General features: G+C 58.4%; 3 protein-coding genes and 2 pseudogenes. 3 read left to right on the forward strand and 2 right to left on the reverse strand.

What is annotated here, in order from left to right; translation table 11 throughout:
• Positions 1–566: 566 nt before the first annotated feature.
• On the forward strand, positions 567–5219 hold the full coding sequence (gene gltB, locus IGS51_RS07700) for a glutamate synthase large subunit (protein ID WP_367279286.1): 4653 nt from the start codon (positions 567–569) through the stop codon (positions 5217–5219).
• A gap of 205 nt (positions 5220–5424) precedes the next feature.
• Here the strand turns inward: gltB and IGS51_RS07705 are convergent, their stop codons facing one another.
• Positions 5425–5847: a DUF2721 domain-containing protein gene (locus tag IGS51_RS07705; RefSeq protein WP_172354645.1), complete on the reverse strand. Its 423-nt coding sequence runs from the start codon at positions 5845–5847 to the stop codon at positions 5425–5427.
• Between the two features lie 241 nt (positions 5848–6088).
• Here IGS51_RS07705 and IGS51_RS07710 point away from each other — a divergent pair, with 241 nt between their 5' ends.
• Positions 6089–6295 (forward strand): RNA-binding S4 domain-containing protein, encoded by a 207-nt coding sequence (locus tag IGS51_RS07710; protein WP_297077740.1) that lies wholly within the window; start codon positions 6089–6091, stop codon positions 6293–6295.
• 70 nt (positions 6296–6365) lie between these two features.
• On the opposite strand, the pseudogene IGS51_RS22320 reads toward IGS51_RS07710, so the two are convergent.
• Positions 6366–6452 (reverse strand): annotated as a pseudogene (locus IGS51_RS22320) (pentapeptide repeat-containing protein); the annotation flags it as partial.
• 69 nt (positions 6453–6521) lie between these two features.
• Here IGS51_RS22320 and IGS51_RS07715 point away from each other — a divergent pair.
• Positions 6522–7022: pseudogene (locus tag IGS51_RS07715) on the forward strand (aconitate hydratase B); the annotation flags it as partial.

The raw sequence follows: 7022 nt of genomic DNA on the forward strand, positions 1-7022 counted from the left end.
AGGGGGATCTTGCACGCTTTGCTACAAACAGTAGGACTTTTCAAACATCCTCTAATGTGCCTTTCTGAAAGGCACGGGGGATTTCAGTTGCAAAATCCGCATCGCTTCACCTAGAATTCATACTCTATCCTGATAGGTAGATATTCCAAACTGAAACGGCAGGGGGGCGCTGGCGATCGCCCTTTATTTGACACCGCGCCAGTTTCTCAGAGTGCCCTCTCTCAAAAGTTGGATCAAAACCTGGGCATAGTGTTACGTATGCGTCTCTCCAGAAAGAAATCCAATCCTAGAGTGGAGTAGCTGGAGGCGGTTGCGATCCTTTGGGCGGAGGGCTTTAGCAGTTGCCCCTGTACGGGTTAGTGCAGCGCAGACCGTCTGAGGTGAGATAGAAGAAATAGGCGCTGGCTCGGATTGCTGGAGATGGGGGCAGGTTAGTGTTGCTTGGGCGGGCGGGTTGAAACGCTCACCAGTTCACTACCCCAGAGCCTAAAGCAGTTTGGAGATCGGGTTTGGTCTAGGGTTATTTCAGGGTTATTACAAAACAGGTCTTTTCGTTGAAAGTTGCTATGGGTGGAATGGGCGTGAACCAAAACGAATGGATGGGGCAGGGAACCACGGGCTATGCGGGACAGCGGTGGCTGGTGGAAGAGCGCGACGCTTGTGGGGTCGGGTTTATCGCCGATTCTCAAGGTAGAGCAAGCCATGACCTGGTGCAGAAGGCACTGGTGGCGCTGTCTTGCATGGAGCATCGGGGGGGCTGTAGCGCAGACCGCGATTCTGGCGACGGTGCAGGGCTGATGACGGCAATTCCCTGGGCGCTGATTGGTGAGTGGTGTCAGTCGGAAGGAGTCCCCTTGCCTGCTGCGGAGAATTTTGGGCTGGGGATGGTGTTTTTGCCGCAGTCTGAGGCCGCAGCGGCGATCGCCCGCGACCTGGCCACCCAAGTTTGGACGGAGTGCGGATTGAAGATCCTCGGCTGGCGCAAAGTGCCCGTCCAGCCAAGCGTGCTGGGTGTCCAGGCACGAGAAAACCAGCCGCAAATCGAGCAAGTGCTGGTGCAATCGGCCGACTCTGGTGACGACTTGGAGCGCGACCTCTACTGGGCCCGCAAGCGTATTTTGTCCGTTCTGGCGGATTATCAGGGCGAGTATGCCGAAGCGCTTAAGGACTTCTACGTCTGCTCTTTCTCGAACCGCACGGTTGTTTACAAAGGCATGGTGCGATCGGCCGTGCTGGGCGAGTTTTATCTGGATCTACAAAACCCACTCTATACCAGTGCGTTTGCTACATACCATCGCCGCTTTAGCACCAATACCATGCCGAAATGGCCGCTGGCTCAGCCGATGCGCCTGCTGGCCCACAACGGCGAAATCAATACGCTGCTGGGCAATATCAACTGGATGATGGCGCGGGAGGCGGATCTCAGTCATCCGATTTGGGGCGATCGCCTCGAAGACCTGAAGCCCACCGTCCGCCCAGAAAACAGCGACTCCGCCAACTTAGATAACGTGATGGAGTTGCTGGTGCGCTCTGGGCGCGATCCGTTGGCGGCGCTGATGATGATGGTTCCAGAGGCCTACAACAACCAGCCGGATCTGGCCGATCACCCTGAAATTGTGGACTTTTACGAATACTACAGCGGCATTCAGGAGCCGTGGGACGGCCCGGCGCTGCTGGTGTTTGGCGATGGCAAGAAAGTCGGCGCGTCGCTGGATCGAAACGGCTTGCGACCTGCCCGCTATGCGATTACCCGCGATGGCTATATCGTCGTGGCATCAGAAGCGGGGGTAGTGGAATTGCCAGAGGCGGAAATTGTAGAAAAAGGACGGCTGGGCCCCGGACAGGCGATCGCCGTTGACCTGCAATCCCACGAAATTCTGAAAAACTGGGACATCAAGCAGCGCGTTGCCCAGGCCCAGCCCTACGGCGAGTGGCTTAAGCAAAACCGCCGCGAACTGGAGCCGCAGCCTTTCACCACCGAATCCTACCTGGACAGCGTTGCCCTGCTGCGCCACCAGACTGCTTTCGGCTACACCTCCGAAGACGTAGAGATGGTGATTCAGGACATGGCGCAAAAGGGCAGCGAGCCGACCTTCTGCATGGGCGACGACATTCCCCTGGCAGTGCTGTCTGAAAAGCCGCACCTGCTCTACGACTATTTCAAGCAGCGCTTTGCCCAGGTGACAAACCCGCCCATCGACCCGCTGCGCGAAAAGCTAGTGATGTCCCTGGCGATGGAACTGGGCGCACGCGGCAACCTGCTGGATGAAAAACCAGAATACGCCCATCTGCTCAGCCTCAAGTCGCCTGTGTTGAACAACGCGGAGCTAGACTTTATCCGCAACTCAGAGTTTGAAACCGCCAGTCTGTCTACCCTATTCAGCATTTCTGCTGGGCCCGACGGGCTGCAACAGGCGGTGAATGACCTCTGTCAGCAGGCAACGGCAGCCGTGCGGTCGGGCAAGGCGGTGCTGATTTTGAGCGATCGCCTCTCGTCTGACGGTTCCCTCACCACCCTCAGCGCCAACACCAGCTATATCCCGCCGCTGCTGGCCGTGGGCGCAGTGCATCATCATCTGATCCGCCAGGGCTTGCGGATGCGGGCCTCGCTGATTGTGGACACGGCCCAGTGCTGGAGTACCCACCACTTTGCCTGTTTGATTGGCTATGGAGCCAGCGCCGTATGTCCCTACCTGGCATTTGAAACGGTGCGCCACTGGCACGCCGACCCCAAGACCCAAAGCCTGATGGAGCGGGGCAAACTCGACGCGATCACCATCGAAAAAGCCCAGCAAAACTATCGCAAATCGGTCGAGTCGGGCCTGCTGAAGATTCTCTCCAAGATGGGGATTTCCCTGCTCTCTAGCTACCACGGGGCGCAGATTTTTGAGGCGATTGGCATCGGCGGCGACCTGCTGCACCTGGGCTTCTATGGCACGGCCTCGCGGCTGGGTGGGCTGAGCATGGCAGATTTGGCGAACGAGGTGCTGTCCTTCCACAGTCGCGCCTTTCCAGAGCTATCGGTCAAGAAGCTGGAAAACATGGGCTTTGTGCAATATCGTCCTGGCGGCGAATATCACATGAATAGCCCCGAAATGGCGAAGCACCTGCACAAGGCGGTGGAGTCTAAGAACTACGACCACTATGAACTGTACCAGAAGTATCTAGAAGAGCGGCCGCTGACGGCGCTGCGCGATCTGCTGGACTTTAAGAGCGATCGCCCCTCGATTCCGCTCGACGAAGTGGAACCCGTTTCTGAAATTGTCAAGCGCTTCTGCACGGGCGGTATGTCCCTGGGGGCGCTGTCGCGGGAGGCGCACGAAACGCTGGCGATCGCCATGAACCGCATCGGCGGCAAGTCCAATTCTGGCGAGGGCGGCGAAGATCCCGTGCGCTACAAGGTGCTGGACGATGTAGACGGCGACGGGCTATCGCCCACGCTGCCCCACCTGCGGGGACTGAAGAATGGCGATCGCGCTGCCTCTGCGATCAAGCAAATCGCCTCTGGCCGATTTGGGGTTACGCCGGAGTATCTGATGAGCGCCCGTCAGCTTGAAATCAAGATGGCGCAAGGGGCCAAGCCCGGTGAAGGCGGCCAACTTCCGGGCCCCAAGGTCAGCCCCTACATTGCCATGCTGCGCCGCTCGAAGCCCGGTGTGACGCTGATTTCGCCGCCGCCCCACCACGACATCTATTCCATCGAAGACCTAGAGCAACTGATTTTCGACCTGCACCAAATCAATCCCCAGGCGCAGGTGTCGGTGAAGCTGGTGTCGGAAGTGGGCATTGGCACGGTGGCGGCGGGCGTGGCCAAGGCGAACGCCGACATTATCCAAATCTCCGGCCACGACGGCGGCACGGGCGCATCGCCGCTGAGTTCCATCAAACACGCAGGTAGCCCGTGGGAACTGGGGCTGACTGAGGTGCATCGCGTGCTGATGGAAAACAAACTGCGCGATCGCGTGCTGCTGCGCGTCGATGGCGGCATCAAGACGGGCTGGGACGTGGTGATGGCGGCGCTGATGGGCGGCGAAGAGTTTGGCTTTGGCTCCATCGCTATGATTGCCGAAGGCTGCATCATGGCGCGGATTTGCCATACCAACAACTGTCCCGTTGGCGTGGCTAGCCAGAAAGAGGAACTGCGGAAGCGCTTCCCCGGCACGCCAGAACACGTCGTCAACTTCTTCTATTTCATCGCCGAAGAAGCGCGATCGCTCCTGGCCCGGCTGGGCTACCGCTCCCTTAACGAGATCATCGGCCGCGCCGACCTGCTGAAGGTGCGCGACGGTGTATCGCTGACCAAGACCAAGGCGCTGGATCTGTCCTGCCTGATTAATCTGCCCGATACTCGCGAAGACCGCAGTTGGCTGGTTCACGAGACGGTTCACAGCAACGGCCCCGTGCTGGACGACGAAATTCTGTCCGATCCCGCAGTCCAGGCGGCGATTCAAAATCAAACCACTCTTACTAAGTCTGTCGGCGTGGTCAACACGGATCGCAGCGTGGGGGCGCGAGTGGCGGGGGCGATCGCCCGGCAGTATGGCGACACGGGCTTTGCCGGACACCTGACGCTGGAGTTTCGGGGCAGTGTGGGCCAGAGCTTTGGCGCGTTCAACCTCCCCGGCATGACGCTGAAGCTGGAAGGCGAAGCCAACGACTATGTGGGCAAGGGGATGCACGGCGGCGAGATTATCATCCAGCCGGCGACGGCGGCCAGCTTCGACCCGGCCAGCAACGTGATCGTCGGCAATACCTGCCTCTATGGGGCAACAGGCGGCACCCTGTTTGCCAGTGGACAGGCGGGCGAGCGCTTTGCGGTGCGGAATTCCCTCGGTCGTGCCGTCATCGAAGGCGCAGGCGACCACTGCTGTGAATACATGACGGGCGGCGTGATCGTCGTGCTGGGCAGGGTCGGGCGCAACGTCGGCGCGGGCATGACGGGCGGACTGGCCTACTTCCTGGACGAAGACGGCAGCTTCCCCAGCAAAGTGAACCCGGAGATTATCAAAATCCAGCGCGTCACCAGCCCCGTCGGCGAACAGCAGTTGAAAGACCTGATTGCGGCCCACGCCGATCGCACGGGCAGCGCCAAGGCCCAGCACATCCTGGCCAACTGGGCGACCTATCTGCCCCAGTTTTGGCAGGCGGTTCCCCCGTCGGAAGCCAATAGCCCGGAAGCGGTTTCGGCGGAAGATAAGGTGCTGACGACCACGCCGTAGCGTGGGGCTGCGGTTCAAGCGGCCCGTCTATCGGAGCGAGTGATGGAGTGACGGGGTGACGAGTGGCGTGCATTACTCCAATACTCCATCACCCTATCACTTTGCAGAGCCCGCCACGTTTAATCCGCACTGGATGGCATTAACCGAGCTAAAAGCAGCGCGGTTCAGCTATCACTTTGCAGAACCCGTCACGTTTGATCCGCACCTAAAAATAGTCGGGCGATCGCCCTCGTTCTCGCTCCTGTTCTACATCCCGCAGGTGCAGATCGAGGGCGACGACCGAAAGCTGGATTTCCCGCAGCGACAGCGCCAGTGAGATCAGCATCATCACCAGGCTGACGGCAAACATCCACCGGCCCGCCGTTTCAAACCCCAGAAACAGCAGCAGAATGCAAATCACGCTGAACAGCAAACTCGCTGCCCCCCACGCCTGCATATTGCGAATCAGCTTGATGCGGTAGCGCAGACTGGCGATTTCCTGCCGCAGCATCGGATCAGGCTTGCTCTGGTGGCTGGCGTGCAGGTTGCGGATAATGCTGGCCAGCGCCACAAAGCGGTTGGTGTAGGCCAGCAGCAGCAGCGAAATCGTGGGAAACAGGATTGCAGGAGTGGTGATGTCGATATTCATCGGCGCAAAACGAGGAAACCGAGAGTGCAGTAAAACGAGTGGATCAGCGATGATGACGGGAGGGACTCTCGTAGAGTCTCAGGTGTAGTGTCTCAGGTGTAGCGAGCTTTTCACGGTATTCCGGTTGCTATTCGTTCTGGTTGCTATGCCGCACAACAGAGTCTCTTACCAAAATCGGCAATCTAAAATCCAAAAGGGATATCCCCCAGACTTTTTTTAACTTTCTCTTCTTCCTCTTCTTATGGACAATCCTCCTCCCGAAACCATCCGGCTCGATCAGTTTCTGAAATGGGTACAGGCAGTGCCCACGGGCGGCGAAGCCAAGGTGCTGATTCAGATTGGCGAAGTTAGCGTGAACGGGGCAGTGGAAACCCGGCGCGGACGGAAACTGGTAAAGGGCGATCGCGTTTCGATAGCAGGCGAAGAGTTTGTGGTGAATTTGCAGTGAGGGAGAATGAGGGCCTGACCTGTTCCTTTAGACCCTATCTTCAAACTGCTCACTAATAACTCTCGCCACGTTAGCGTAGAGATAAGATGTTGCTCTTGAAATTAGTGCGCCTGAAATTAGTTCGCTTGAAATCGGTTCGCTTGAAATCGGTTCGCTTGAAATCTGTTCAACATCGGTTTAACATCATTCACGCCCTTTCGCTGGTGTTTGGGAGCAAGAATTAATCATGCTGGAAGCCTATCGTAACCATGTCGCAGAGCGAGCAGCGCTGGGGATTCCGCCGCTGCCGCTGTCTGCTGAGCAAACGTCCGAATTGTGCGAACTGCTGAAGCATCCACCGGCGGGTGAAGAAGAATTTTTGGTGAGTTTGCTGCGCGATCGCATTCCGCCGGGGGTTGATCAGGCGGCCTACGTGAAGGCGGGATTTCTAACGGCGATCGCCAAGGGAGAAGCCACCAGCCCGCTGATCTCGCCCCAATACGCCACGGAACTGCTGGGCACGATGATGGGGGGCTACAACGTGCGATCGCTCATCGACCTGCTGCACTCGCCCAATGCAGAGGTCGTTGCCACCGCCACTGCCGCCCTCAGCAAGACGCTGCTGATCTACGATGCGTTTCATGACATTCAGGAACTAGCGGAAAGCGGCAACGAATCAGCCCAGCAAATCATGACCGCCTGGGCCAATGCAGACTGGTTCACCAGCCGCCCGCCGCTGGCCGAAGCC

It is taken from the genome of Thermoleptolyngbya sp. M55_K2018_002, assembly GCF_015295965.1.
In the GTDB taxonomy this organism is placed as follows: domain Bacteria; phylum Cyanobacteriota; class Cyanobacteriia; order Elainellales; family Elainellaceae; genus Thermoleptolyngbya; species Thermoleptolyngbya sichuanensis.

What these genes read in the sequence shown, in the direction of transcription:
- gltB (WP_367279286.1), top strand. Translation starts at nt 567, where the DNA reads ATGGGTGGAATGGGCGTGAACCAAAACGAATGGATGGGGCAGGGAACC.
- IGS51_RS07710 (WP_297077740.1), top strand. Translation starts at nt 6,089, where the DNA reads ATGGACAATCCTCCTCCCGAAACCATCCGGCTCGATCAGTTTCTGAAA.
- IGS51_RS07705 (WP_172354645.1), bottom strand. Translation starts at nt 5,847, where the DNA reads ATGAATATCGACATCACCACTCCTGCAATCCTGTTTCCCACGATTTCG.